A 25329-nucleotide genomic window follows, 5' to 3' on the forward strand; every position below is an offset into this window, starting at 1 on the left:
CCTCCGAGGGCAGTACAGACCCACGGAGGGAGGCCGCGGTGAGCGGTGGCGGGCACGCGGCCAGGGGTGGCACACATGCCAAGCACAAGAAGGGCGGCCACGAGGAGGAGCACGAGAACCACGAGCGGTGGCTGGTCTCCTACGCGGACATGATGACCCTGCTCATGGTCCTGTTCATCGTGCTGTTCGCGATCTCCCAGGTCGACCAGAAGAAGTTCGCCGAGCTCAAGAACGGCCTCGCCGTCGGGTTCGGCCACCCCTCCGTCGCCTTCAACGGCGGCGAGGCCAGCCTGATGGAATCCTCCGACAGCAACTCCCCCATGGACCTGTCCTCCGGCATCGGCGGCACCACCAGCGACGCCACCGCCGTCCAGGACGCCGTCGCCGCCAAGGAACGCGCCCAGGCCTCCCAACGACAGACCGCCGCCCAGCAGGAAGTCCAGAACTTCGAACAGATCAAACAGAAAATCACCGAGAACCTGACCCGGCAAGACCTGCAGGACCAGGTCCGCTACAGCATCGACGAACGCGGCCTCGTCGTCACCATCGTCACCAGCGGCATCGTGTTCAACGGCAACGAAGCAACCCTGCTACCCGCCGGCCGCAGCATCATCGACGGCGTCGGACCCGCCATCGCCGGCCTCCCCAACAAAATCGAAGTCGACGGCCACACCAACCAACTCGCCGGCGGCACCGGCACCTACCCCTCCGGCTGGGAACTGTCCACCGCCCGCGCCGCCAGCGTCCTACGCCTGCTGCACACCGACGCCGGCATCCCCGAAACCCGGCTCATGGCCGCCGGGTTCGCCGACACCAAACCCCTCTACCCCGCCACCGACCCACGCGCCGCAGCCCTGAACCGCCGCGTCGAGATCATCGTCCTGTCCAACCTACCGGCCGACACCCGGACACTGCTGCCCTCGGCAGCCACCAACTGAGGGGAGCACCCACCATGGCCAACACCGACAAGACCACCGAGGACACCCCGAAGCCGAGCGGCAAGAAGAAACTCGTCATGATCCTGGCGATCGCCCTGGCCGCCCTCATCGGCGGCGGCGCCGGCGGCTACTTCATGTTCCGCCCCACCACCACCAAAGCCGAACCCGAACCCGAACCCGGCGCCGTCATCGTCCTCGACGCCATCACCATCAACCTCACCGGCGGCCACTACCTCAAACTCAAACTCAGCCTCCAGGCCACCGCCGACGCCGGCGAAGCCCCCGACGGCTCCAAAGCCCTCGACATCGCGATCAACCACTACAGCAACCGTGCCGAGTCGGACCTGCTGAACAACGAGAACCGCGAGAAGTCGAAGGAGGAGCTCAAGGAGAAGATCGTGAAGGCGTACACGGAGAAGAAGACCAAGCTCATCATGGACGTGTACTTCACGACGTTCGTGATCCAGTAGCCCCGACCGGGCGGATCTGGGGGGTTTTGCGGAAACCTCCAGGTCCGTTTCGGCCGTTTTACGTCAAACTGCACCCGAAAAGACCGATGGTAGGAGAGTGACGCAGTCTTCGTCCGCGACCGGAAGCGGCCGCACGCCCGGCAAGATGAGCCGGCGCGGGGGCAAGAGCTCCGGTCCGGAACCGTATGACTTCCGGCGTCCGACAAAACTGTCCCGGGAGCACGTCCGAACGCTGCAGATCGCCTACGAGACCTTCGCCCGCCAGCACGCCACGCTGCTGACCACGAGCCTGCGCGCCGTGTCCCAGGTCAGCCTGATCTCCATCGAACAGCTCACCTATGACGAGTACATCAGCGGCCTGTCCAGTCCGACGATCGTCGCGATGTTCACCATCGACCCCCTGCCCGGTACCGCCATCCTGGAGTTCTCCCTGAGCACCGCCATGGCCTGCATCGACCACATGCTGGGTGGCCCCGGCGGCCCACAGCCGCAGCGACCGCTGAGCGACATCGAGACGCCCCTGCTCCACGGGCTCATCGAACGTACGCTCGGCGAGCTCCGCTACGCCTTCGAGGGCATCGTCGCGCTGCGGCCGGAGATGACCACGATCGAGTACAACCCCCAGTTCGCCCAGGCCGGAGCGACCTCCGACGCCGTGATCGTGTCGTCGTTCGAGATGCGGGTGGGCACCGAGGAGTGCGTGGCGACCATCTGCCTGCCGTTCGGCTCGATCTTCCCGAAGCTGCACGGCGAGCGCGGCGACGCCATCCTGACCGACGCGCAGCGGCTCGCCCGGGAGGCCGCCTACCGCAACGTGGTCGCCGGCCTGGAGGGCGCCCCGATCGAGGTCGCGGTGCGCTTCCAGCCGGTCCGGATGCACCCCGCCGACCTGATCGGCCTGCGCCCCGGCGACGTCGTGCCCCTCGCCCACACGACGTCGACCCCGCTGGCCGTCACCACCGCGGACATCACGTTCGCGTACGCCGTGCCCGGCGCGCAGGGCAACCGCATGGCCTGTCTCGTGGTGCCCAACCCGCAGCCGGGTCAACGACCGACGCGCCGACCCTCCGGACAACTCGGCCAGAAGAACCGTGCTGAGGAGACCAGCCGATGACCATCGCCACCAACGAGGCCCTGCTGGGTCGGGCGGAGGCGGCCGCGCAGGCCGCCGTGGCGCTGCTGCCCGCCAGCTCCCCGCTCTCCGTCGGTGCGCCCACGCAGAACCTCGACGAGCTCACCATCGACGGCCAGGCGGTCCGCGCACGGTTCGCCGGCGCCGCACAGGGCGAGGTCGCGATCATCGTCACGCAGGACCTTGTCGAGGCACTGGCCAACTCCCCCATGGGCAGCCTCGACCTGAGCCAGGCGGTCCGGCCCGCGCTGGAGGCCGCCGCGGCGACGATCGGCCCGGTGGTGGTCGATCCGGGCCAGGTGCTCGAGCCGGCCGACGCGATGGGGCAACTGGTCACCGCCAACGGGCTGCTCGTACCGCTGACCGGTGAGGCCGGCGTGCAGGCGGTGGTCGGCATCGCGATCGCCGCCGAGGTGGTCGGCGACCGGGACGGCCGCGACAACGCTCCGCCGGAGCGCGGCGAACGCGGCGGACAGCCGGCGTTCGACCTGCTGCACGACGTCGAGATGGAGGTGACCGCGGAGCTCGGCCGGACCCGGATGAGCGTGCGCGAGCTGCTCTCGCTGGCCCCCGGGGCGGTGATCGAGCTCGACCGCGCCGCCGGCGGCCCGGCCGACCTGCTCGTCAACGGCCGGTTGATCGCGCGCGGCGAGGTGGTCGTCATCGACGAGAACTTCGGCATCCGGATCACCGAGATCGTCGGACCGAGCGACCGGGCCTGAGCCGGGACACCACGATGATCGAGCTTGCTTTCCGCGTTCTGTGCTCACTCACAGTTGTACTGATAATACTCTGGGCAATTGCACGGCTGGTCCGACGCCCGCTCGCCGGCCGTGGTGGAGGAACGGTCACCGTGGTCGCACGCCAGCAGCTCAGTCGCGGATCCTCGGTGGCCGTGGTCAAGGTCGCCGATCGCGCGCTCGTCCTCGGCGTGAGCGACGCGGGGGTCTCCCTCCTCGCCGACGCCGACGCCACGCTCTTCCCAGAGCCGCCGCCGCCCGAGAATCCCGTCGGGCAGGCCCTGAAGGTGTTCCGGAGCGCCAAGTGAAGGCGGTCGTACTGGCCGCGGCCGCGCTCCTGTGCGCCGTGCTGCTGTTCGGCCCGGCCGTCGTGGCGGAGGCCGCCCCGACGCCGCAGCCGCCGGCCCCGCCGAGCGCGCCGGTGGTCGACGGGTCGCCGGACGGCACCGTCAACATCGACATCGACGGCGTCGAACCGAGCCAGTCGATCACCATCCTGATCGCGCTGACGCTGCTCTCCGTCGCGCCCGCGCTGCTGCTCGCCTGCACCGCGTTCACGAAGATCTTCGTCGTGCTGAGCATCACCCGCAACGCGCTCGGCCTCAGCAACGTGCCGCCCAACCAGGTCATCGCCGGCCTAGCACTGTTCATCAGCCTGTTCATCATGTCGCCGGTGCTCTCCGACATGAACAAGGACGGCGTGCAGCCCTACCTCAAGGGCGAGAAGACCCAGGCCGTCGCCTTCAAGGACGGTGTCCAGCCGCTCGAAGCGTTCATGCTCAAGCAGACGCGCAAGGACGAGATCGCGCTCTTCACCAAGATCGCCGACCGGCCGATGCCGAAGAACAAGGACGACGTGCCGCTCACCACGCTCATCCCGGCCTTCGTGCTCTCCGAGCTGCGGGCCGCGTTCATCATCGGCTTTGTCATCTACATCCCGTTCCTGGTGATCGACATGGTGGTCTCGGCCACCCTCATGTCGCTGGGCATGATGATGCTGCCGCCGGTGACCATCGCGCTGCCGTTCAAACTCCTACTGTTCGTGCTGGTCAACGGCTGGGGGCTGATCCTCACCGCACTCGTGGCCAGCTATCGAGGATGACCCGGGGGACCCCTCTCATGACCGACACCAAGATCGTTGAACTCAGCATGCAGGCCATGACGATCGCCGCGAAGCTCGGCGCGCCCATCCTGCTCACCGCGCTCATCGTCGGCTTCGTCGTCTCGCTGTTCCAGTCGGTGACGCAGATCCAGGAGCAGACGCTGTCGTTCGTACCGAAGGCAGCCGCGATCGGCATCGCCCTGCTGTTCGCCGGCAACTGGATGCTGCACGAGATGGTCACCTACACCGAGCAGCTCTACGCCCAGATCCCGAACCTCATCAACGGAGCCTGATGGACGTCAGCGTCCCGCTGAGCACGGTGCTGGCGATCCTGCTGGCGTCGATCCGCGCGGGCGTCTGGCTGGTCCTGTGCCCGCCGTTCAACAACCGCGGCACCCCCATGACGGTGAAGGCGCTGCTGTCGGTGGCGATCGCGCTGCCGCTGGCCCCGAAGCTGGCGACGCAGGTGCCGCCGGACATGTCGGCCGGCCTGCTCATCGCCAACGCCGTGGAGCAGGCCGTGGTCGGCGCCGCGCTGGCGTTCCTGACGATGCTGCTCTTCGCCGCGACCCAGATCGCCGGCAATCTCGTCGACCTCGTCGGCGGCTTCAGCCTGGCCTTCGCGTTCGACCCGTTCTCGCTGCAGGGCAACGCCGTCTTCGGCCGGTTCTACAGCCTCATCACGATGGCGATCATGTACGCCACCGACTCGCACCAGCTGATCCTGCGCGGCTTCACCCAGTCGTACAAGGCGATCCCGCTCAACGGCACCATGTCGATGAACAACTTCACGCAACTGGTGACCACCGGCGCCGGCCAGATGTTCCTGGCGGGACTGCAGATCGCGGCGCCGCTCATCGCGATCATGCTGTGCGTCGACGTGGCGCTGGGCCTGCTGACCCGCGCGGCCCCGGCGCTGAACCCGTTCGCCTTCGGCTTCCCCGCGAAGATCCTGCTGACGCTCACCGTGGCCGGGACGGCGATGATGCTGCTGCCCAACGCGATCGCCAACCTCACCACCCGGTCGCTGACGCTGGTGCTGCGCCTGCTGAACGGTTGACGACCGCAGCCGGCGCGCGGCGCGCACCCTAGGCCGACGGGCCCGCGGGCAGCACGTTGGTGTGCAGGCCGGCGGCGGAGCCCTTCGACTTCAGCAGCATGATGAAGGCGAGCACCCGGGCCACCGCGCCGAAGAACTCGGCCGGGATCTCGTCGCCGATGTCGCAGGCGCCGTAGAGCGCCCGGGCCAGCGGCACGTCCTGGACGAGGGGGACGCGGTGCTCGGTGGCCACCTCACGGATCTTCGCCGCGACAATGCCCGCGCCCTTCGCGACCACCCGCGGCGCGCCCTTCGCCGGCTCGTAGCGCAGCGCCACCGCCACGTGGGTCGGGTTGACCACGACCACGTCGGCCTTCGGCACGTCCGCCATCATCCGGCCGCGGGCCATCTCGTGCTGCCGCTGACGGATCTGGCCCTTGACGTGCGGGTCGCCGTCGCTCTTCTTCTGCTCCTCCTTCACCTCTTCCTTCGACATCTTCAGCTGCTTCATGGTCCGCCGCCGGACGACGGCGTAGTCGGCGGCGGCCAGCACCAGACCGGTCGCGGCGGCGACCTGCACGACCCGCAGGACGGTGTCGGCGACCATCCCGATAACGGTCTGCAGCGGGATCACGGTCGCCGCCAGCAGAGCGGGCACAAGGGTCCGCATCGTGTTGTAGACGACCAGGCCGAGGACGATCACCTTGAACAGCGACTTCACGGACTCCCACAGGGCCTGCCCGCCGAACGCCCGCTTGATGCCGCTGAACGGGTTGAGCCGCTTGAAGTCGGGCTTGAAGAGCTTCGTCGCCGGGCGCAGGCCGCCCTGCGCCGCCGCGGCCAGGATGGCGAAGACGAACAGCCCCACCGTGATCGGCGCGATGAGGATGACCAGGTCCTTCGCGGCGCTCTTGATCAGCTCGAGCGCCTTCTCCGGCGCCGGGTCGACAAACGCCTGCGTGGCGCGCGAGAACAGCATCTGGCTCCGCGACAGCGTCTCCCGGCCCATCCACGGGATGAGAAGGCTCGCGAGCAGTACCCCGCCCCACGCGCCCAGGTCGGGAGTGCGCGACCGGGTGCCATCGCGCCGGGCCTGCCGCTTCTTCTGCTCGGTAGGCTGCTCGGTCTTCTCGCCGGCCATCGCTGCTCGCGCTCCGGACGGCGCCTACGCGGCGCTCGGCCCCAGGGCGCCCTCGATCGTCTTCATCGACCAGCCGACCGCCGCGAGGTACGCCTTGGCCAGCTCGCCGGAGGACACCGGGGAGAGGGACAGCGCCTGCTCGTCGGCCCGCTCGTACGCACGGACCACCGACAGCACCTGGCCGAGACGGCCGTGGCCGTCGATGAGTGCCTCGGCGACCTCGACGGTCAGGGGCAGCCGCGACGCCAGCTCGGCGATCGGCTCGGCGATGAGCTCCGCGACCCCGGCGAGCAGACCGACGGTGAACGCCGCATCGCCGGACAGGCCCAGTCGCTCGGCGACCGTCTGGCACAGCCGGGCACGGGCCATCGTCGACGACAGCTGCTCCTCGCTCGCCGACTCGGCGACGTCACTGACGAGCATGAGCGCGGCCCACTGCCGGATCTTGACCGAACCGAGGAGGACCACCGCGTCCCGGACCGACGCCACCTTCCGGGGCAGCCCGGCCGCCGCGGAGTTGGTGGCGCGCAGGACGCGGTACGACAGGGCCGGATCGCTCCGTACGATCGCGCTGACCTTCATGATGTCGGCGTCCTCGGCGGTCACCGCGCCCAGCAGTTCCAGTCGGCGCAGGCGCGACGGCGACAGGGACACCGCGGTCAGCACCTGGGGACGGCCCACCGCGTACCCCTGGAGCAGATCGAAGCCGAAGCGCTTGGCGAGGAGGATGTGCTCCTCGGTCTCGACCCGCTCGGCGACGAGCTTGACGCCGCTGTACCGGCGGACCTGGTCGACGACCTCGGCGAGCTCCTCGGGCTCGCGGATCAGCAGGTCGAGCTTCACGTAGGCGGCGAGGCCGAGCAGCCGCTCGTGACCGAGGCCGAAGACGAAGTCGTCGAGCGCGATCTCGTAGCCCTGCTGGACCAGCCGGGCGGTTCCGGCGATCACCGTGTCGTCGATCTCGACGGTCTCCAGGATCTCCAGGATGGCGTGGTCGGGGTCGAACGGCAGCGGCAGGTCACCGACGAGAAAGTCACGGGTCAGGTTGATGAAGCACTTGCGCCCGCCGACCAGCTGCTCCAGCCCGAACTCGGTGAACGCGTTGACGATGACCTGGCTGGTGGCGTACGCGCTGCGCCGGGTCGCCTCGATCTCGTCCGCCGCACCGCGGAACAGCAGCTCGTAGCCGACGACGTGACCGCTCCAGTCGTAGATCGGCTGGCGCCCGATGTGGACGAGCTGCGTCAGTTCGCCCCGGGGCGGGTCGCCGTCCGACCCGGAGCGGGAAGAGGCTGTTGCGCGTTGCACGATCAGAGGATCGGCACTCGGCGCTGCAACCAAAGGAAAACCCTCAGGACTACCCGTTCGGCACCGATCAGGGGGATGTTCCCCGGTCAGCCTGGAGTGGAGAGCGTGCCGAAGCGCCTGACGCAGTACATCGTGCCGATCGGCATCGTGCTGATCATCCTCATGATGGTCGTGCCGCTGCCCGCCGTCATACTCGACACGCTGATCGCCGCCAACATCACGCTGGCGCTGGTGATCGTGCTCGTCAGCATGTACGTCAAGCGGCCGCTCGAGTTCTCCTCGTTCCCGTCGCTGCTGCTCATCGCGACGCTCTTCCGGCTGGCACTGAACATCAGCGCGACCCGCCTGGTGCTCACCGACGGCTTCGCCGGCAACGTCATCGACGCGTTCGGTCACTTCGTCGTCGGCGGCTCGCTCATCGTCGGCCTCGTCATCTTCCTGATCCTGTTCATCGTCCAGTTCATCGTCATCACCAAGGGTGCGGAGCGGGTCGCCGAGGTCGGCGCCCGGTTCACGCTCGACGCGATGCCCGGCAAGCAGATGGCGATCGACGCCGACCTCAACGCCGGCCTGATCGACGAGGCGACCGCGCGGAAACGGCGCAGCGAGATCACCTCCGAGGCGAACTTCTACGGCGCGATGGACGGTGCGTCGAAGTTCGTCAAGGGCGACGCGATCGCCGCCATCATCATCACGCTGGTCAACCTCATCGGCGGCTTCGCGATCGGCATGCTGCAGCGCGGGCTCTCCGCCGCCGACTCGATCCAGACGTATTCACTGCTGTCCATCGGCGACGGCCTGGTCTCGCAGATCCCGGCGCTGCTGCTGTCGATGGCGACCGGTCTCATCGTGACCCGGTCGGCCAACGACGGCGACATGAGCACGACCGTCAGCCAGCAGCTCGGCCAGAACCGGCGCGCGCTGATAATCGGCGGCGGTGCCGCGCTCGCCCTGTGCCTGATCCCGGGCCTGCCGAAGCTGCCGTTCCTGCTCGTCGGCGCAGTGGTGCTCATCATCGCGCAGCGGCTGCCGAAGCAGCGTCCGGACTCGGCGGAGTCGCAGGCCGAGGCGGTCCAGGAGGCGCCACCGCCGGACCCGACCGAGGTGTTGTTCGGCGAGATGCGGGTCGACCCGCTGGAGCTGGCGCTCGCGCCGGACCTGGTCGACCTCGTCGACGCCAGCGGCGGCGACCTGCTGGAGCGCGTGCGGGCACTGCGCCGGAAGGTCGCGCTGGAGCTCGGGATCGTCATGCCGCCCGTACGCACCCGCGACGACCTCGAACTGCCGCTGTCCACCTACGTCGTGCGGATCAGCGGGGTCGAGGTGGGCCGCGGCCAGGCGCCGCCAGGCACCGTGCTGGCGATCGGCGAGGGTCTCGACTTCCTGCCCGGCCGGGCCGGCGTCGAGCCGGTCTTCGGCCTCGCCGGCAAGTGGGTGCCGGCCGAGCTGCGGCACCAGGCCGACCTCACCGGCGCCACCGTGGTCGACCGCGCGTCGGTCATCATCACGCACCTGGCGGAGATCGTCCGCATCCACGCCAGCCGGCTGCTCGGCCGCGAGGACGTCCGCAACCTCACCGAGGTCGTCAAGCGCACCCACCCGGTGGTCGTCGAGGAACTGACACCGGCCGCGCTGAGCCTCGGTCAGGTGCAGCGGGTGCTGCAGACGATGCTCGACGAGGGCGTGCCGATCCGCGACCTCGTGCGCATCTTCGAATCCCTGTCGCTGCAGGCGAAGCAGTCCTCGGATCCCGACTCCCTGGTCGAGGCGGCCCGCGCGGCGCTCGGCCCGGCGATCGCCAACCGCTACGCCCACGACGGCACGCTCACCGCGATCACGCTCGAACCGAGACTGGAGCAACAGCTGCTGGAATCCTTGCGCCCGACCGAAAGCGGCCTGCAGCTGCTCATCGACACCGGCCGCGCCGAGTCGATGCTCGCCGACCTGACCCGACTGACCGAGCAGGGCGAGGAGCACGGCGTCAACCCGGTGCTCGTCTGCTCCCCGCAGCTGCGCAGTGCGTTGCGCAGGCTCGTACAGATGGCCCTACCACGTTTGCCGGTTTTGTCGTACTCGGAGATCGCCGGGAGTACGCTGCGGGTTGAGACTATTGGGGTGGTGAACGGTGCCTACCCGGTTGCTGCTTGAGGGTCGTGACCTCGAGGAACTGCTCGCGCAAGTCCGCGCGGAGCACGGGCCTGACGCTGTCGTCGTCTCCGCCGAGAAGGTCCGCACCGGCGGTGTCGGTGGCCTTTTCGGGACTCAGAAATACGAACTGACGGTTGAGATCCCGGATGCCGCCGGGACAACTGAACCACCCGCCGGGCGTACCGGCCAAGACGACACGCCGAAACGGGCGCTGAGTATCGATGATCTGGCTGCGATGGCGGATGCCGCCGAACGACCACAGGCGTCGGGCTCCGGGGCCGCGTTCGCGGAGATGCTCGCGGCGGAGCGCCCGGCGACGGCCGCCGACGCGCTGAACCAACTCCTGGCCGGGGAGGCCGGCGCACCGGCCGAGGAGTCCGCGGCGCCGTCGGTGCGGCCGTTCCGGCCCAGCGCCAACCAGCCCGTGGCGAGGCTCGGCATGCGGCAGGTCAACGCGGGCCCGCCGCCGGTGGCCACCCGGCCCCAGGCACTGGCTGGACCACAGGACCGCGGCACCGCCGGCCCCGACGGCGGATCCACCGGCCCCGACCGCCGCACCGCTGCCGCCGACCGGCGCACCCAGGACGGCCAGCACACCCAGGACAGCCAGCACACCCAGAACAGCCAGCGCGCCCAGGACGACCGCACCGCCGCGACGGACCGCGGCGCCCCGAATCGCGGTGCCACCGGCGGGCGTGCCGCCGGTCGCGGCGCCGCCCCTGGTCACCCGGATCCACCGGGGCTCGACCGCACCGGCCACGTGCCACCAGGTTCCGTCCGTTCCGACCCGGCCGGTTTCCGGCCAGCTGATTCCCGGCAGGAGTCCGTAATGCCTGTTGAAGCGACCGCCACCGTGGAGAAACCGCGCACGCCTCCCGCGAGCGAGCGGCTGGCCAGCGCGTACAACCCCCAGGGCGGGATCCCGGTCGAACCGGCCGAGAGGCCCGAGCGCCCCGAGCGGCAGACCGCGCTGTCCCGGAAGCTGCAGTCGCTGGGGGTGCCGACCGACATCGCGTTGCGGGCGAGTTCCGCCGACACGTACAGCGCGATCGTCGAGGCGTTCGCCGCGTTGCCGGACGCCGAGCGGGCACCGGACGCGCCGGGCGAGACGCTCGTGGTGGTCGGCGAGTCGACGCACGCCGTGGACGTGGCCCGCTGGGTCGCCGAGACGCAGCGGCTCGACGGCGACCACATCCTCTTCGCCGGCCGCAACGCCGCCGCGGCGGGGGTCGAGGCGAAGCGCCGGATCACCGGCCCGCACGACGCCCGGCTGTGGGCGAAGAAGCTGCGCAAGTCCGACGTGCCGAGTGTCGTCGCGGTCGAGGCGGCGCTGGACGAGGCGCACTGGGCGGCGGCCATCATCGAGGCGGTGCGGCCGGTCGCGGTGTGGGTCGTCGTCGACGCGAGCCGCAAGACCTCCGACGTCGCGCACCACCTGCAGGGCCTGCGCCGGGTCGACGCGATCTGCCTGCGCGGGACGATGGCGAGCGGCGACCCCGCCAGCCCGCTGTCGCTGCGGCTGCCGGTGGCGTTGCTGGACGGGCGGCCTTCCACGCCGTACCAGTGGGCGGCGATGCTGTGCGAGCGCCTGAGCCTGGTGGGTGGCTGAGATGCTGGGCATGGCGCGGTTCTCGACGCTGTTCCTGGCGTTGCTGATCGCGTCGCCCGCGCTGTACGCCGGCTTCGTCACCCACGATCTCGACACCCAGACGGCCCTGCTGCGCCTGCTCATCGCCGTCCCGGTCGCCGCGATCATGCTCGCCGTGTTCCGTGTGGTCACCCGCGACTACGGCAAGACGGCGGAGGAGAAGCCACCGGCCGAGGCGACCGGTGGCGAGCCCTTGAAGGCCGAGGCCGTGGCGGGTGAGCCCTTTCCGCAGCGCCGGGCGGAGGACAACAACGGATAGCGGTGCCGCCGGTTCGCCCCGATCGGTCACCCGAGTCGAGCCGGGCCGGACAGGGCGAGGGCGTCCGGGTCGACGTCGGTCTGGACGCCGCACGCCGTGCACTGCACCGTGTGCTTGATCCGCAGCGGGATCAGCGGCACGAAGAACAGTGAGAGCTTGAGGACCCGTTTGTAGAGCGGGTGGGCCACGGTGTTGCCGCAGCGTTGGCAGCGCATCGTGAGCGTGCGCAGGTGCTTGGACCGCCAGCCCCACCCGAAGATCAGCATCGGCTCAGCGTAGGTGACCGCACCTCAGGGCAGCTGGGCGGTGAGACCCGCGGCCAGGACCTCGGCCTGGACGTCGGTGATCTCCTCGCCGTACTCGGCGAGCAGCTCGGACTTCGTGTAGACGAGGTGGCCTTCGGCGGACTCCGCCCGCGGTACGACCCGGACCCCGTCGTCGACCACGGCCAGCGCCGGGTCGGGATCGGTGGACTGCGCCAGCCCGCGGATGTCGTCGGCACTGATCGTCGTCATCGCTGCCGTCCTTTCGCCTGGAACGGTCGTCTCACCTGCCACGTGCCCGCAAGGAGGCACTCACAAACGGGTGGTGGCAGGCTTCAGGCATGGACGAGTTCGACGTGGTGGTGATCGGCGCCGGGCCGGCCGGGGCGAGCGCCGCGCTCGCCGCGCGCCGGGGCGGGGCGAGCGTGCTGCTGCTGGACAAGGCCGGCTTCCCCCGGGACAAGCCGTGCGGCGACGGCATCGCGCCGCACGTCCTCGACGTCGTGCGCGGGCTCGGGGTGACCGGGCTGGAGGAAGGCTTCACACCGGTGCCGGTGCTGCGCCTGACCGGGCCGGGCGGCGGGACCGTGGCGCGACGGCACCGGCGCCCCACGTACACGATTCCCCGGCTGGTCCTCGACAACCGGCTCGTGGAGGCGGCGGCCGCAGCCGGTGCGGTGGTACGGCGGCACGCCGTGCGCCGCGTGGAGGAGCGCGCCGGCGGCGTGGTGATCGACGGGGTGATCGGCGCGCGGACCGTGGTCGGGGCGGACGGGGCCTATTCATCGGTACGGAAGGTGCTCGGCCAGCCGGCCAACGGACCCGGGCACCTGGCCCTCGCGATCCGCGGCTATGCGACCGCGCCGGTGAGCGAGCCCGAGCAGCGGATCGTCACGGCGGCGACGCGCTGGCCCGCCTACGCGTGGTCGTTCCCGATCGGTGACGGGCGCGCCAACATCGGCTACGGCGAAGTCCTGCGCGGCACGCCGCTCTCCCGCACCCACCTGCTCGACCGGCTCGCCGCGTTGCTGCCCGATCTCGACGTGGCCGGCGCGACCGACCTGCGCGCGCACCACCTGCCGCTGTCGACGCGGCGCCCGCTGCCGGCGCGGGGGCGGCTGCTGCTCGCCGGCGACGCGCTGTCGCTCATCAACCCGTTCACCGGTGAGGGCATCTTCTACGCCGTGCTGTCCGGCGCGCTCGCGGGGGCCGCGGCGGTCCACACCGACGCACCAGCGCGCCGTTACCTGGCCTCGCTGCGCCGGCGGCTGGGCCGTCATCTGCGCCATTCCCGCGCGGCGGCGCTGCTGGGCGGGCAGCGCTGGATCGTCGACGCGGCGGTCCGCGCGGCAGCGGGTGACCAGCGGGTGTTCGACGCGCTGGTCGAACTCGGCCTGGGCGACGGCCGCCTCACACCGCACACGATCGGCGCCATCGCCCGCCACACGGCCCGCCGGTGACGTCAGGCCAGGTTGGCGGCCATGCGCTCGAGCGTGCGGACCGTGGTCAGGTAGTCCTCGTCCGGCACGCCCGCCCCGACCCGCTGCCGCAGCCGTGCCACCTCGGCCGCGATCCGGTCCCGCGCCGCCGTGCCCGCCTCGGTGAGGCCGTCCGGCGTCATCCAGCCGCGGGCCACGAGATCGCCGGCCACCTCCGCATAGGGCCGCTCCCCCGGCCCGAAGAACGGATCCGCGGGACCCAGCCCGTTGAGCACCTGCCAGTGCCGCCGCTGCAGCCCTTCGGCGGCGAACACCGCCGCGAACGCGGCCTCGATGCGGCCGTCGAGTTCCTTCAGCCAGTACCCGATAGGCTTCGACATAACAACATCACTCCTGGAATGTAGATAACAAAGATTATGCACATGTCCGAAGAGGAAGCGCTAGCCGCCGTGGAGTCCGCCATGGTCGCGATCCGGCGCCGGCAGACCCGGCGCGCGCTGGCCCGCGGCGGCGGCCTGCCCGACGGCGTCGACCTCGCGGTGTTCGACGTGGTGGACGCGGTCGAGGCGGCCGAGGCGAGCGGCGGGCGGGCGACTGTGACGGACATCGCGGCCGCGCTCGACGTGGCGCAGCCACGGGCGAGCAAACTGGTCGCGGCCACCGTCGACGCGGGGCTCATCCGCCGGGAGGCCGACCAGAGTGACGGCCGGCGGGCCTTCCTGGTGCGCAGCGTAGCGGGCCGGGAACTGTCCGATCGGGTGCACGCCGCCCGCCGGTCCCGGTTTGCCGACGCCACCGCCGGGTGGACTGCCACCGAACGCGCGACGTTCGCGCTGCTCCTGACGCGGTTCGTGGACGGGCTCACGGAAACGGTGCCGGACCAGCACTGAGCGTCGATTCATCAATCCCGGGTGGTGCAGTAATCTTCGCGCCAGGGGTGATGCGGTTGACGGGCGGTGGCAGCCAGGGCGGTCATGTCATCGAGCCTGCGCTGTCCGACCTCGCTCGCCACTGGGTGGCCGCCGTCCGCCGGACCAGTTATCTGGACCACGGCGCCGAGACGTTGCGGCGCCGCTTCGAGGAACTGACCCGCCGGCTCGCCGGCGCCATGCGCGCGGAGCGGTTCGACCCTCGGATCGGCACGGCCGCCGGAGCCGCGATCGTCGACCTCGGCCTCACCAGCCCCGAGGCCCTGCGCCACTCGATCTCGGTGCTCGCCCGGCTGCCCGCGGTGGTCGACGGCAAACCCGCCGACACCGACGAGGACCGGTTCGGCGCGCTGCTCGGCGCGTTCGCCGCCGGCTTCGCCTCGGCCAGCCGGCAACGCATCCTGGACGACCAGGAGCGCATCCGCCGTGCCTGGAGCCGCGCGCTCACCGACGCCGAGCACAACCTCCAGCGCGAGCTGCATCACCAGGCCCACCACGACCCGCTGACCGGGCTGCCCAACCGGGTCCTGCTGTATCGGCACCTCACCGACACGCTCCGCGACGCGCCCGACGACGCGCGCATCGGGGTGTGCTTCCTCGACCTCGACGAGTTCAAGACCGTCAACGACACGCTCGGCCACGGCTCCGGCGACCGGCTCCTCGTGGCGTTCGCCGACCGCCTGCGGGCCTGCGTCAACGGCGCCGACCACTTCGTCGCGCGGGTCGGCGGCGACGAGTTTGTCGTCGTGGCCGGCGGCACCAGGAGCGCCGAGGACATGACCGAGCTGGCCGAGACGATGCTCGCGGAGCTCAGCAAGCCGGTCCGGCTCGACGGCCACGAGCTCACGGTGTCGGCGAGCATCGGGATCGTCGAGCAACCGGCCCGGGGCGCGGACCCGGAGGAGCTGTTGCGGGCCGCCGACGCCACGCTCTACCTCGCGAAGGCCGACGGCCGGGCCCGTTACGCGGTCTTCGACGCCACCCGCAACGCGGAGCAACTGTTGCAGTACGGGTTGACCGGCCGGCTGGCGGGCGCCCTGGAGCGCGGCGAGTTCGAGCTGGTCTACCAGCCACTGGTGTCCCTTGTGGACGGACGACTCCGCGGCGCCGAGGCGCTCCTGCGCTGGCGCCATCCCGAGCTCGGCACGGTCTCGCCGAACACGTTCATCCCGGTCGCCGAGCAGTCCGGCATGATCCACGCGCTCGGCCGCTGGGTCCTGCGCGAGTCCTGCACCGCGGCTGCCGCCTGGCAGCGCAGCCATCCCGACACTCCCCTGCTGGTCAGCGTCAACGTCTCCCCGCGCCAGTGCACCGACCCACGCCTGCTGGAGGACGTCGAGCACGCACTGGCCGACTCCGGGCTACACCCGGCCAACCTTCAGCTGGAGCTGACCGAGACCGTTCTCATGCAGTCGACCGGCCGGCCGGTGCAGACCCTGCGCAAGATCGCCGACCTGGGTGTGCGCATCGTCATCGACGACTTCGGCATCGGCTATTCCAACCTGGCGTACCTGCGCCACCTCCCGGTCCACGGCCTCAAGCTGGCCGGCGCCTTCATGGCCGGCATCCGCTCCCTGGCCAGCGACCACGTCGACGAGCAGATCGTCGAGACCGTGATCCGCCTGGCCCACACGCTGCAGATGACCGTCACCGCCGAGGGGGTCGAGACCGCCGACCAGGCCGACCGCCTGGCCGCGCTGGGCTGCGACCTCGGCCAGGGCTGGCACTTCGGCCGCCCGACCGATCCGGCCGGGATCCCGGCCCTGCGGTGATCCGGACGATCCGTCCCGGCCTCGCGACCGGCCTCGTCGAGGACCTGTAGCTACGGCATCGAGCGGCCCAGGCGGATCCAGCGGTAACCGTAGGGGCCCAGCTCCAGCGCGCTGAGATCGCCGGCCTCCTTGTACTCCCGGTCGGCGAAGACGTCGTTGGGCTGGCGGCCCTCCGCCGCCAGCTGCCCCAGGTCGACCTCCGCCTCCGTGGTGCCCAGGTTGTGCAGGAACACCATCGTGCCGGTCGGTCCGTCGGCGCGGTGCACGAGGACACCCGGCGGCATGGGCTGGTCGATGCAGGTACACGTGCCGTTGCCCACCTCGGGGCTCTCCCGCAGGGTGCGGATCATCCGCTCGAACCACGCCAGCAGCGACCGGTCGTCGTGGCGCTGCGCGGTGACGTTCACCTTCTCGTAGCCGTAGTCGCCGTCGGCGATCACCGGCCGGATCGGCTTGCCGTCGGTGAAGCCGCCGTTGTCGGTGTACGACCACTGCATCGGTGTGCGGATCGCGAAGCGCCCCGGCTGGGAGAGGTCCTCGCCCATGCCGATCTCCTCGCCGTACCGCAGCACCGGCGTGCCGCGCAGCGTGAACTGCAGCGAGTAGGCCAACTCCAGCCGCCGGCGGTCACCGCCGAGCATCGGGGCCAGCCGGCGGCGGATGCCCCGGTCGTACAACTTCATCGACTCGTCCGGGCCGAACTCGGCGAAGACGTTCTCACGCTGCTCGGCCGTGAGCCGCGACAGGTCGATCTCGTCGTGGTTGCGCAGGAAGGTGGCCCACTGCCCGCCGTCCGGCAGCTTCGGTGTCGTCCGCAACCACTCGATGACCGGCTCGGGGTTCTGCCGCGCCAGCGCCAGCACCAGGCGGCCGTTGAGCATGAAGTCGAAGAGCATGTGGATCCGGTTGCTCGAGCCGCCCGTGTCGCCGAAGTACTCGGGGAGCTTCTCCGGCTCGACGTTGGCCTCGGCGATCAGGACCGCGTCGCCGCGCCGCCACTGGACGTGCTGGCGCAGCTCGGAGAGGTAGTCGAAGTCCATCGGGGCCTCGGCGCGGCCCGGCTCGGTGAGCTCGATGATGAACGGCACCGCGTCCATGCGGAAGCCGGCGACACCGAGCTGGATCCAGAACGCCAGCACCTTCTTGATCTCGGCCCGCACCTGCGGGTTGGCGAAGTTCAGGTCCGGCTGGAAGTCGTAGAAGCGGTGGTAGTACCAGGCGCGGGCCTTCCGGTGGTACGTCCACGTCTCGGACTGCTCGCCCGGGAAGACCATGCCCTGGTGCCGGTCGGCGGGCTCGGCGTCGCTCCAGATGTACCAGTCGCGGTACGGCGAGTCCTTCGAGGCGATCGCGGACCGGAACCACGGGTGCTCGTCGGAGGTGTGGTTCACCACAAGATCGATGACCACTTTGATGCCACGGCCGGCGGCCTCGTGCAGCAGCTCCGCGAAATCGCCGAGCGTGCCGAGTCGCGGATCGACGTTGTAGAAGTCGGTGGCGTCGTAACCGTCGTCCCGCCCGGGCGTCGGATGCATCGGATGCAACCACAGACAGTTGACTCCGAGCCTGGTCAGGTAGTCGAGACGACTGATGAGACCTTGAAAGTCACCGATGCCGTCACCGTTGGAGTCCTGGAACGTCTCGACGTCCAGGCAATAGATGACGCTCTCGGTGTACCACCGCTCGCTCATGTGGTTGGGGTAACCCGAATCGGCCTCGACTCAAACGCCCGCTTGCGTGTGGCATCCCCCGACCGCAAGGATGGCTCTCGGGGGGCTGATGGTCGACTTCGCCGGCGCGTTACGGGACGCCATCCAGGCACGAGGCCTGGGACTGGAACGCATCCAGGAGCGGTTGCGCGCCGAGGGCTATTCGGTGAGTCTCGCCACACTCAGTTACTGGCAGACCGGCCGGAGCCGACCGGAGCGACGCGAGTCGCTGGCCGCGCTGGCCGAACTGGAGAGGATCCTCGAGGTGGAGCCGGGCTCCCTGGCCGCGCTCGTCGGACCGCCCCGCCCCCGCGGCCGCCACCTGCACAAGAGCCAGGACACCCACGACCTCGGCGCCTTCTGGACCGAGCGCGACCTCATCGTCGACCTCGCACAAGGCATCGACACCCGCTGGGACGAGCGGCTGACCCGGCTCAGCCAGCACGACCGGGTCACCGTCGGCCCCGACAAGGGCGAGGTCTCGTTCCTCGTGCGGCAGGTCCTGCGCGCCGAGGCCGACGGACCGGACCGCTGGGTCCTGATCGTGCGCCTCGACGAGCAGGAGCGCCCGTTGCCACTGCTCACGCCCGTGCGCAACTGCCGCCTGGGCCGGGTGGTGGAGCACCCCGAGAGCGGCCTGTTGCTGGCCGAGTTGTTGTTCGACCGGCCGCTCGCCAAGGGCGAGACGGTGATCACCGAACATGCGCTGCATAATTATCCGCCGTTTCCATTGGCGACGAACTATGAGCGCAAGTTCCGGTTACCCGTCCGCGAATACGTGGTCGAGGTCTGTTTCGATCCTGCGGCGTTACCGCGGGCCGTCTATCAGTTCCAGCAGATGGACGGCCAATCGGAACAGGTGACCACGGTCGAGGTCGGCGTCGGCAACTCGGTGCACGCCATCGCCCTCGATTACGGGCCCGGTCGTTACGGTCTACGGTGGGAATGGGAGTAGTACGCGCTGGTCACAGCACCTTTGCCAGTGTTGATCTCAGCACCTTGGACAGCAGGGAAGAACAACGGGGCGCCGGTGTGGCCAGCGCCCCGCCTCTGTTCCCGGAAAATACCGGCGTCACCATCGGAACGGCTGGGATGTCGCCGCGACGGTCAGGGTGGAACGCATGTGCCGCCTCCACAAGGAAGTTCAATTTCCTTGTCGATGAAGTTATTCGGAGGCAGGCTTGCACGGGAAGATCTTCGGCGGCCTTAACAGTTAACGCTCGGGCCTTCGGCCGGATTAACAGTTAAGAGTAAAAGCCGGACGGTCGCACCCGCCAACTTGTGCGACCGTCCGGCGTCTGTGGTGGCCGGCGGCGCCGGAGGCGCCGAGAACCACGGAGTCCTGGCTGACGCTGGGCGCGGTGGCGACAATGCCCAGCGCCAGGTTCCAAAGCCCTTCCAGAGCCTCAGACCAGGCGGATCCAGACCGAAGCGTCGGACGGCAGGGTGCCGTCCTCGTTGAGCGGCACGCTGCTGACCAGCACCTCCCGGTGCGGCGGCAGCGCAACCGGGGCGCTGCCCAGGTTGGTGATGTTGGCGAAGGTGTCGTCGCGGGCGAACGCGATGACCTCCGGGTCGGAGTCCAGCCAGCGCATCGGCCCGTCGCCGAGCGACGGCTCGGCCCGGCGGATCCGCAGCGCCTCGCGGTACAACTCCAGGAAGGAACCCGGCGTCCCCTGCTGCGCGGCAACCGTCTTGTCCGCCCATTGCGGCGGCTGCGGGAGCCACGGCGTGCCGACCGCGTCGCTCGGGCTGAACCCGAACGGCGGGGCGGACCCCGACCAGGGCAGCGGCACCCGGCAGCCGTCCCGGCCGGGGTCGATCCCCCCGGAGCGGTGGAACATGGGGTCTTCCCGCAGGTTGTCGTCGAGGTCCTCGACCTCTTCGAGCCCGAGCTCCTCACCCTGGTACAGGTAGACGGCGCCGGGCAGCGACATGATGAGCAGCGCGGCGGCACGCGCCCGGCGGGCGCCCAGCTCCAGATCGGAGGGCACGTCGCGGCGCTTCTCGGCGAACGCGAAGTTGGTCACCTCGCGGCCGAACCGGGTCACCTCGCGGGTCACGTCGTGATTGCTGAGGACCCAGGTGGCGGGCGCGGCGACCGGGGCGTGCACCTCGAGCGTCATGTTGATCTCGTAGCGCAGCTTGGCGGCCTCCCACGGCGCGCCGAGGAACGCGAAGTTGAACGCGGTGTGGAGCTCGTCGGGGCGCAGGTACCGCGCGAACGCCTCGTGGTCGGGCAGCCAGACCTCACCGATGAGCGCGCGCGGCGGCGAGTAGGTGTCGGCGATGCGCCGCCAGGACTGGTAGATCTCGTGGATCCCGTCGTTGTCCTCGTAGTCGTCGCTGACCAGTGGGTCCTTGATGAGCACCGCGGCGGAGTCGATGCGGATGCCGTCGATGCCGCGGTCGAGCCAGAACCGGACGATGTCCTCGAACTCCTCGCGGACGGCCGGGTGGTCCCAGTTGAAGTCCGGCTGCTCGGGGGCGAACAGGTGCAGGTACCACTCGCCGTCGTCGATCCTGGTCCAGGCCGACCCGCCGAAGATGGACTGCAGGTCGGTGGGTGGCAGTTCGCCGTGCTCGCCGCGGCCCTTGCGGAACCAGAACAGGTCGCGCTCGGGCGATCCGGACGGCGACGCGAGCGCCCGCTGAAACCAGGCGTGCTGGTCGGAGCAGTGGTTCGGGACGATGTCGCAGATCACCTTGATGCCGGCGGCGTGCGCCTCCTCGATGAGCTTCTCGGCCTCGGCGAGGGTGCCGAAGATCGGGTCGATGGCTCGGAAGTCGGCGACGTCGTAGCCGCCGTCGGCGAGCGGCGAGGGGTACCACGGCACGATCCAGATCGCGTCGACGCCCAGGCCGGCCAGATACGGCAGGCGCGCGCGTAGGCCGGCCAGGTCACCGACGCCGTCGCCGTTACCGTCGGCGAAGCTCCGCAAGTACACCTGGTAGATAGCGGCGCTGCGCCACCATGCGTGGTGGTTCTGGTCGGCCACGTGGAACCTGCTTTCTAGGGATGTGGTGAACGCGTTGACGGCGGTCAGGGTCGTGAGCGTCGTGAGCTCAGCCCTTGACTGCGCCGCCCAAGCCGGCACTCGAGAGGAACAGGCGCTGGAAGATGAGGAAGAACACGACCGGGATGAGCGTCGAGATCGCCAGGGACGCGAGGAACACGCCCAGATCTGTCTGCTGCGCGATCGCGGGCAGGCGCACCGACAGCGGCTGCTTGGCCTGGTCCTTGAGCACGAGCATCGGCCACAGGAAGTCCTTCCAGCTCGCGATGGCCGCGAATACGGACACGACGCCGAGGATCGGCTTGGACATCGGCAGGACGACCGACCAGAACAGCCGGAACGAACTGGCGCCGTCGACCTTGGCCGCCTCGAACACCTCACGCGGGAGGCTGTCGAAGAACCGCGTCACGATCACCACGTTGAACGCGCTTGCGCCTGACGGCAGCCAAACGGCGAAGAAGCTGTTGATGAGCGACGTGCCGATACCCGGCGGATTGAGGATCGTGAGGTACAGCGGTACGAGGAGCACGACGGCCGGCACGAACAGGGTCGCGATCACCAGACCGTTGACGATCTTGGCCCAGGCGGGCCGCAGGACGGACAACACGAAGCCGCCCGTGGTCGCGACGAGCAACTGCACGAACCAGGAGCCGGCGGCGAGCCAGATCGTGTTGAGGAAGTACCGGCTGATCTGGACGTCGTTCCACGCCTCGCTGACGTTCTCCCAGCGCACACCGTTCGGGAAGACCGCCAGCGGCGTGCGGATGATGTCCTGCGTGGGAGTGATCGCGTACTTCGCGAGGAGCAGCATCGGCCCGACGCCGACCACGAGAAGCAACAGCAGCAGCGTCCCGTGCAAAATCTTCATGGTCACGCTGACGCGAGGATTGCGCCAGTCCTGGTCGGAAACGAAGCCGCGGCCGCCGTCGAACTGGGATGCCTTGCGCTTGCGGACCGGTCGGGCCGACCTGATCGCACCGCCCGGAGTCGCCCCGCCGGGCGCCTGCCTGGTGGGACTGGTGACAGTAGCCAGCCCCGCGGTCGCGCGGCCGGATCCGTCGGAGGTCGACGGGAAGGTCATGGTGGTCCTCTTCCCCTCGGGGACGTGTCGGCCGGTCACGACTTGCTCCAGCCGGATGTGAGCTTGAAGTACACCAGCGACAGGATCGCCAGGAACGCGGCGAGCATGACGGACAGGGCGGTCGCCGCACCGTAGTTGCCGCCCAGGGAGCTGCCGAACCCGTAGTTGTAGATCATGAGCAGAATCGTCAGCGTGGCGTTCGCCGGGCCGCCACCGGTGAACAGGTAGGGCTCCAGGAACACCTGGACGGTGCCGATGATCTGCAGGATGAAGGTGATGAGCAGGACGCCGCGCAGCTGCGGCATGGCCACGTGCCACACCTTCCGCCAGACGCCGGCGCCGTCGACCTCGGCGGCGTCGTAGAGCTCGTCCGGAACGCTGATGAGCGCGGCCAGGTAGATGATCACGGTTCCGCCGGCCGCGGCCCACGTTGCTTCGACGACAAGAGACGGCATGGCGAGGGACGGACTCGACAGCCAGGTGTACGGGCCGAGCCCGACCCAGCCCAGGATCGTGTTGAACACGCCGTCCGCGGAGCCGTCGTAGAAGAACTTCCACAGCAGGACGGCGACGACGGGCGGCACCACCACCGGGAGATAGGCGAGTGCGGAGAACAGGCCCTTGCGCCGCCGGACCGAGCTGATGAGCACCGCCGTCACCAGCGGGATCGGGAAGCCGATCACGAGGGCGAGCAGTGCGAAGTAGAGGGTGTTGCGGATCGCCGTGGGCAGGTCGGGATCGGTGAGCACGTACTGGAAGTTGTTCCAGCCGACCCATCTCGGTGCACCGACGAGGTTGGTCTTCTGGAAGCTCATGACCACCGATCGCACGATCGGCCACCACGAGAAGACCCCGAAGATGACCAGGAGCGGCAGCGCGAACACGACCGAGCTCAGCCCGCCGCGTTGAACCCAGGTCATCGGGTCGCGCCGGCGGACCCGCCCGCCCGCCCCTGGCCTGTGATGGCCCCTGGCGGCGGCGTTGTCACCAGCCTGCCGCGGGGCGCCCAGAGCGCTCACGACACATCACTCCTAGTCCTGGTTTCCCGGTGTGGGCCGCCGGTCCACCGGCGGCCCACACCTTGCGGGTTTGTTGATGGTGTGGTGAGCGATCAGCCGGCCGCGTCGATGGCGCGCTGCGCCTTCGCGTTGGCTTCGGTGAGCAGTTGGTCGATGTTGGCGTCCTTGTTCGTCAGGACCGCCTGGACCGCCGTGTCGAGCGCCTTGTAGACGTCCTGGGTGGCGATCGCCGGCTCGTTGACGAGCTTGGCGTCGAACACCTTGCTGGTGAAGGTGGTCATCTGGTCCAGCGGGACGTTGACGTAGGTCTTGATCCAGTTCTGGTACTGCTGGTACTGCGACTGGGAGAAGATCGGCAGCTCAGGGGTGCCCACGGGCTGCTTGCTCGCGATCTGGATCTCCGCGTTCTTCTTCGCGGCGCCCTCGTTGGTGTACTTGCGCAGGTAGTGGTAGTCGATCCACTTGACGGCGGCGGCCTTCTCGTTGTTGCTGGCCTTGCTCGACACGGCGGCCATGGTGCCGCCACCGAGCACGCCCGACTCGCCACCCGAGAGCGGGATCATCGTCAGGCCGTACGACTTCGGGTTGATGTTGTTCGTCTGCACCAGGCTCGTGTAGACGTCCTGGCCCGAGGTGTACATGCCGATCTTGCCGGCGGCGAACGCCTGGTTGATGCCCGACCAGTCGTAGCTGAAGTTCGCGCCCATGGAGTTGTCGCTCCAGCGCAGGTCCTTCAGGAACTGCAGCGAGGCCTTGGTCGCGTCGTTGGTGAGCGTCGCCTTCTTGCCGTCCTGCACCCGGCCACCGCGGGCGTAGGTGTCGACCGTCAGCTGCCAGCCGCCGGTGCCGTCCCGGGACATCTGGGCGAAGCCGGCCTGGCCGGTCTTCTCCGCGATGGCCTTGGCGGCCGTGCGGACCTCGTCCCAGGTGGTCGGCGGCTTGTTCGGGTCGAGGCCGGCCTGGGTGAACAGGTCACGGTTGTAGTGCAGGCCGACCGCGTAGATGCTCTTCGCGGGAATGGCGTAGACGTGACCGTCCGAGCCCTGGCCGTACTGCAGCAGGTTCTTGTTGAAGTTCGACGCGTACGAGAGCTGGGCGAGGTACGCCTGCATGTCAGTGATCTGCTGGTTCGCGATCAGCGTCTTCGCGTCGGTGAAGGGGATCTCGAACACCGTCGGCAGCGTGCCGCCGGCGAGGTCGGCCGCGAACGTGGTGGCCTTCCACTCGTAGTCGTGCGTCTTGACCGTGATGTTCGGGTTTTCCTTCTGGAAGTCCGCCACCTCTTCCGCGAGTGCCTGCTGCGCCTCCGGCTTGGCGCCGGGGAGCAACCCCACGACGTTGAGCGTGACCTTGGTGTTCGGGTCGAGCGTCGTCGAACCCGAGTCGCCGCTGTTGTTGTCGCTCGAGGAGCACGCGCCGAGCGTGCTGCCGAGCGCGAGCGCACCTACGACGGCGAAAGCCATCGTGGTACGTCGTGAGAACTTCATCGTCGCTCCTTGTTGGGGTGTGTCGGCATCCGGCCCTGGATGGTGCGGATCGGATGGGGGGAATCGTTGGGGCGAGGACCAGCCGTCAGAGCCGGAGCCGGACGGCGGTGCCCTTGAGCAGTCGGCCATCGGGAAGGTCCCTGGCCGCGCCGGGAAGACGGCCGGTCGGCGTGCCGAAAGGCCGTAGGTAGTCCGCGAACCGAGGAGCGTCCGGGAGCCAGATCTCGCCGACGAGGGCGTGCGGCTCCTCGTATGAGTCGGCGATCGCTAGCAATGGACTCCTTCCTTCGTAGGAGGCCGGGCGGGACAGTAGGGCGTCCGACCTGGACCGCTCCGCCCGGGTGCGCAACCTGGAGTCGGCTGCTGGGGGTGCTACAGGCGCGTTACTGATCGGTTTCCGTCGCATCGCGTCAGGGTTTCGGCCTGGCGTAGGCACGAGATTAGGCTCACGCAGCACAAGAAGTCCATGGCTCGTTGCAAAATTTTAATCATCCACCGCCGGACACTTGCACGGGCACGCTCCCATCAGCCCACAACTTGCAGAGAATCGGCCGAAATACCACTGCCGCCGACGCCGGACGGGCGGCCGCCGCCCCTCGCCGACACGGCACCGAGACCCGGCAATCCGATGCGCGGGCATGCAAAAGGGCGCCACGACTCCGGCAGAAGTCGTGGCGCCCTTTGTACT

At 69.5% G+C, this 25329-nt stretch carries 26 protein-coding genes; 15 read left to right on the forward strand and 11 right to left on the reverse strand.

Translation table 11 applies throughout. The features are described from left to right. Positions 1-38: 38 nt before the first annotated feature. The 8 genes from Dfulv_RS41455 (at position 39) to Dfulv_RS41490 (ending at position 5442) form a co-directional block, all read left to right on the forward strand. On the forward strand, positions 39-938 hold the full coding sequence (locus tag Dfulv_RS41455; protein ID WP_259859287.1) for an OmpA/MotB family protein: 900 nt from the start codon (positions 39-41) through the stop codon (positions 936-938). A 14-nt stretch (positions 939-952) separates the two neighbouring features. Continuing rightward, positions 953-1408, forward strand: coding sequence for a flagellar basal body-associated FliL family protein (locus Dfulv_RS41460; RefSeq protein ID WP_259859288.1), 456 nt, complete (start codon positions 953-955; stop codon positions 1406-1408). 97 nt (positions 1409-1505) lie between these two features. After that, on the forward strand, positions 1506-2522 hold the full coding sequence (locus Dfulv_RS41465; RefSeq protein ID WP_259859289.1) for a flagellar motor switch protein FliM: 1017 nt from the start codon (positions 1506-1508) through the stop codon (positions 2520-2522). Next, entirely contained in the window at positions 2519-3262 is a 744-nt protein-coding gene (gene fliN, locus Dfulv_RS41470; protein ID WP_259859290.1) for a flagellar motor switch protein FliN, read from the forward strand. Before Dfulv_RS41465 ends, fliN begins: the two co-directional genes overlap by 4 nt. Positions 3263-3393: 131 nt before the next feature. Then, positions 3394-3588: a flagellar biosynthetic protein FliO gene (locus Dfulv_RS41475; protein WP_259859291.1), complete on the forward strand. Its 195-nt coding sequence runs from the start codon at positions 3394-3396 to the stop codon at positions 3586-3588. Next, positions 3585-4382 carry a flagellar type III secretion system pore protein FliP gene (gene fliP / locus Dfulv_RS41480; RefSeq protein ID WP_259859292.1) on the forward strand — a complete coding sequence of 266 codons (798 nt, stop codon included), beginning with the start codon at positions 3585-3587 and terminating at the stop codon, positions 4380-4382. Before Dfulv_RS41475 ends, fliP begins: the two co-directional genes overlap by 4 nt. A 17-nt stretch (positions 4383-4399) precedes the next feature. Beyond that, positions 4400-4675, forward strand: a complete 276-nt coding sequence (fliQ, locus tag Dfulv_RS41485; RefSeq protein ID WP_259859293.1) for a flagellar biosynthesis protein FliQ — start codon at positions 4400-4402, stop codon at positions 4673-4675. Beyond that, a complete protein-coding gene (locus Dfulv_RS41490; RefSeq protein WP_259859294.1) occupies positions 4675-5442 on the forward strand; it encodes a flagellar biosynthetic protein FliR in 768 nt (255 codons plus the stop codon). The genes fliQ and Dfulv_RS41490 overlap by 1 nt, the downstream gene beginning before the upstream one ends. A 28-nt stretch (positions 5443-5470) precedes the next feature. On the opposite strand, the gene Dfulv_RS41495 is transcribed toward Dfulv_RS41490, so the two are convergent. Beyond that, entirely contained in the window at positions 5471-6562 is a 1092-nt protein-coding gene (locus Dfulv_RS41495; protein WP_259859295.1) for an EscU/YscU/HrcU family type III secretion system export apparatus switch protein, read from the reverse strand. A gap of 24 nt (positions 6563-6586) precedes the next feature. Further along, positions 6587-7870: an EAL and HDOD domain-containing protein gene (locus Dfulv_RS41500; protein ID WP_259859296.1), complete on the reverse strand. Its 1284-nt coding sequence runs from the start codon at positions 7868-7870 to the stop codon at positions 6587-6589. A 105-nt stretch (positions 7871-7975) separates the two neighbouring features. Here Dfulv_RS41500 and flhA point away from each other — a divergent pair, with 105 nt between their 5' ends. The 3 genes from flhA to Dfulv_RS41515 are packed head-to-tail and all read left to right on the forward strand — an operon-like array spanning position 7976 to position 11925. Then, on the forward strand, positions 7976-10018 hold the full coding sequence (gene flhA, locus Dfulv_RS41505; protein WP_259859297.1) for a flagellar biosynthesis protein FlhA: 2043 nt from the start codon (positions 7976-7978) through the stop codon (positions 10016-10018). Continuing rightward, entirely contained in the window at positions 9996-11627 is a 1632-nt protein-coding gene (locus tag Dfulv_RS41510; protein ID WP_259859298.1) for a hypothetical protein, read from the forward strand. Before flhA ends, Dfulv_RS41510 begins: the two co-directional genes overlap by 23 nt. Before the next feature lie 10 nt (positions 11628-11637). Beyond that, positions 11638-11925 (forward strand): hypothetical protein, encoded by a 288-nt coding sequence (locus Dfulv_RS41515; RefSeq protein ID WP_259859299.1) that lies wholly within the window; start codon positions 11638-11640, stop codon positions 11923-11925. Between the two features lie 26 nt (positions 11926-11951). On the opposite strand, the gene Dfulv_RS41520 is transcribed toward Dfulv_RS41515, so the two are convergent. Continuing rightward, a complete protein-coding gene (locus Dfulv_RS41520) occupies positions 11952-12191 on the reverse strand; it encodes a zinc ribbon domain-containing protein (protein ID WP_259859300.1) in 240 nt (79 codons plus the stop codon). A 24-nt stretch (positions 12192-12215) separates the two neighbouring features. Then, positions 12216-12440, reverse strand: a complete 225-nt coding sequence (locus Dfulv_RS41525; RefSeq protein WP_259859301.1) for a hypothetical protein — start codon at positions 12438-12440, stop codon at positions 12216-12218. Between the two features lie 89 nt (positions 12441-12529). On the opposite strand from Dfulv_RS41525, the gene Dfulv_RS41530 reads away from it, so the two are divergent. Continuing rightward, positions 12530-13648, forward strand: coding sequence for a geranylgeranyl reductase family protein (locus Dfulv_RS41530; protein ID WP_259859302.1), 1119 nt, complete (start codon positions 12530-12532; stop codon positions 13646-13648). 2 nt (positions 13649-13650) lie between these two features. On the opposite strand, the gene Dfulv_RS41535 is transcribed toward Dfulv_RS41530, so the two are convergent. Next, positions 13651-14007, reverse strand: coding sequence for a hypothetical protein (locus tag Dfulv_RS41535; protein ID WP_259859303.1), 357 nt, complete (start codon positions 14005-14007; stop codon positions 13651-13653). A gap of 42 nt (positions 14008-14049) precedes the next feature. Between Dfulv_RS41535 and Dfulv_RS41540 the strand changes: the two genes are divergently transcribed. Next, on the forward strand, positions 14050-14517 hold the full coding sequence (locus Dfulv_RS41540; protein ID WP_259859304.1) for a MarR family winged helix-turn-helix transcriptional regulator: 468 nt from the start codon (positions 14050-14052) through the stop codon (positions 14515-14517). A gap of 218 nt (positions 14518-14735) precedes the next feature. After that, a complete protein-coding gene (locus Dfulv_RS41545) occupies positions 14736-16328 on the forward strand; it encodes a putative bifunctional diguanylate cyclase/phosphodiesterase (protein ID WP_406568050.1) in 1593 nt (530 codons plus the stop codon). A 50-nt stretch (positions 16329-16378) separates the two neighbouring features. On the opposite strand, the gene Dfulv_RS41550 is transcribed toward Dfulv_RS41545, so the two are convergent. Beyond that, complete coding sequence (locus Dfulv_RS41550; RefSeq protein ID WP_259859306.1) at positions 16379-18019, reverse strand: alpha-amylase family protein; 1641 nt, start codon at positions 18017-18019, stop codon at positions 16379-16381. Between the two features lie 70 nt (positions 18020-18089). Here Dfulv_RS41550 and Dfulv_RS41555 point away from each other — a divergent pair, with 70 nt between their 5' ends. Continuing rightward, complete coding sequence (locus tag Dfulv_RS41555; protein WP_259859307.1) at positions 18090-18992, forward strand: helix-turn-helix domain-containing protein; 903 nt, start codon at positions 18090-18092, stop codon at positions 18990-18992. A gap of 451 nt (positions 18993-19443) precedes the next feature. Here the strand turns inward: Dfulv_RS41555 and Dfulv_RS41560 are convergent, their stop codons facing one another. From Dfulv_RS41560 to Dfulv_RS41580, 5 genes are all read right to left on the reverse strand, one after another. After that, a complete protein-coding gene (locus tag Dfulv_RS41560; protein ID WP_259859308.1) occupies positions 19444-21036 on the reverse strand; it encodes a glycoside hydrolase family 13 protein in 1593 nt (530 codons plus the stop codon). A gap of 67 nt (positions 21037-21103) precedes the next feature. Beyond that, a complete protein-coding gene (locus tag Dfulv_RS41565; RefSeq protein ID WP_259859309.1) occupies positions 21104-22135 on the reverse strand; it encodes a carbohydrate ABC transporter permease in 1032 nt (343 codons plus the stop codon). A gap of 35 nt (positions 22136-22170) precedes the next feature. Next, entirely contained in the window at positions 22171-23055 is an 885-nt protein-coding gene (locus tag Dfulv_RS41570) for a carbohydrate ABC transporter permease (protein ID WP_259859310.1), read from the reverse strand. Between the two features lie 191 nt (positions 23056-23246). Further along, positions 23247-24641, reverse strand: coding sequence for an ABC transporter substrate-binding protein (locus Dfulv_RS41575; protein ID WP_259859311.1), 1395 nt, complete (start codon positions 24639-24641; stop codon positions 23247-23249). A gap of 85 nt (positions 24642-24726) precedes the next feature. Further along, positions 24727-24915, reverse strand: a complete 189-nt coding sequence (locus Dfulv_RS41580; RefSeq protein ID WP_259859312.1) for a hypothetical protein — start codon at positions 24913-24915, stop codon at positions 24727-24729. Between the last annotated feature and the right edge of the window lie 414 nt (positions 24916-25329).

This window comes from Dactylosporangium fulvum (assembly GCF_025137375.1).
In the GTDB taxonomy this organism is placed as follows: domain Bacteria; phylum Actinomycetota; class Actinomycetes; order Mycobacteriales; family Micromonosporaceae; genus Dactylosporangium; species Dactylosporangium fulvum.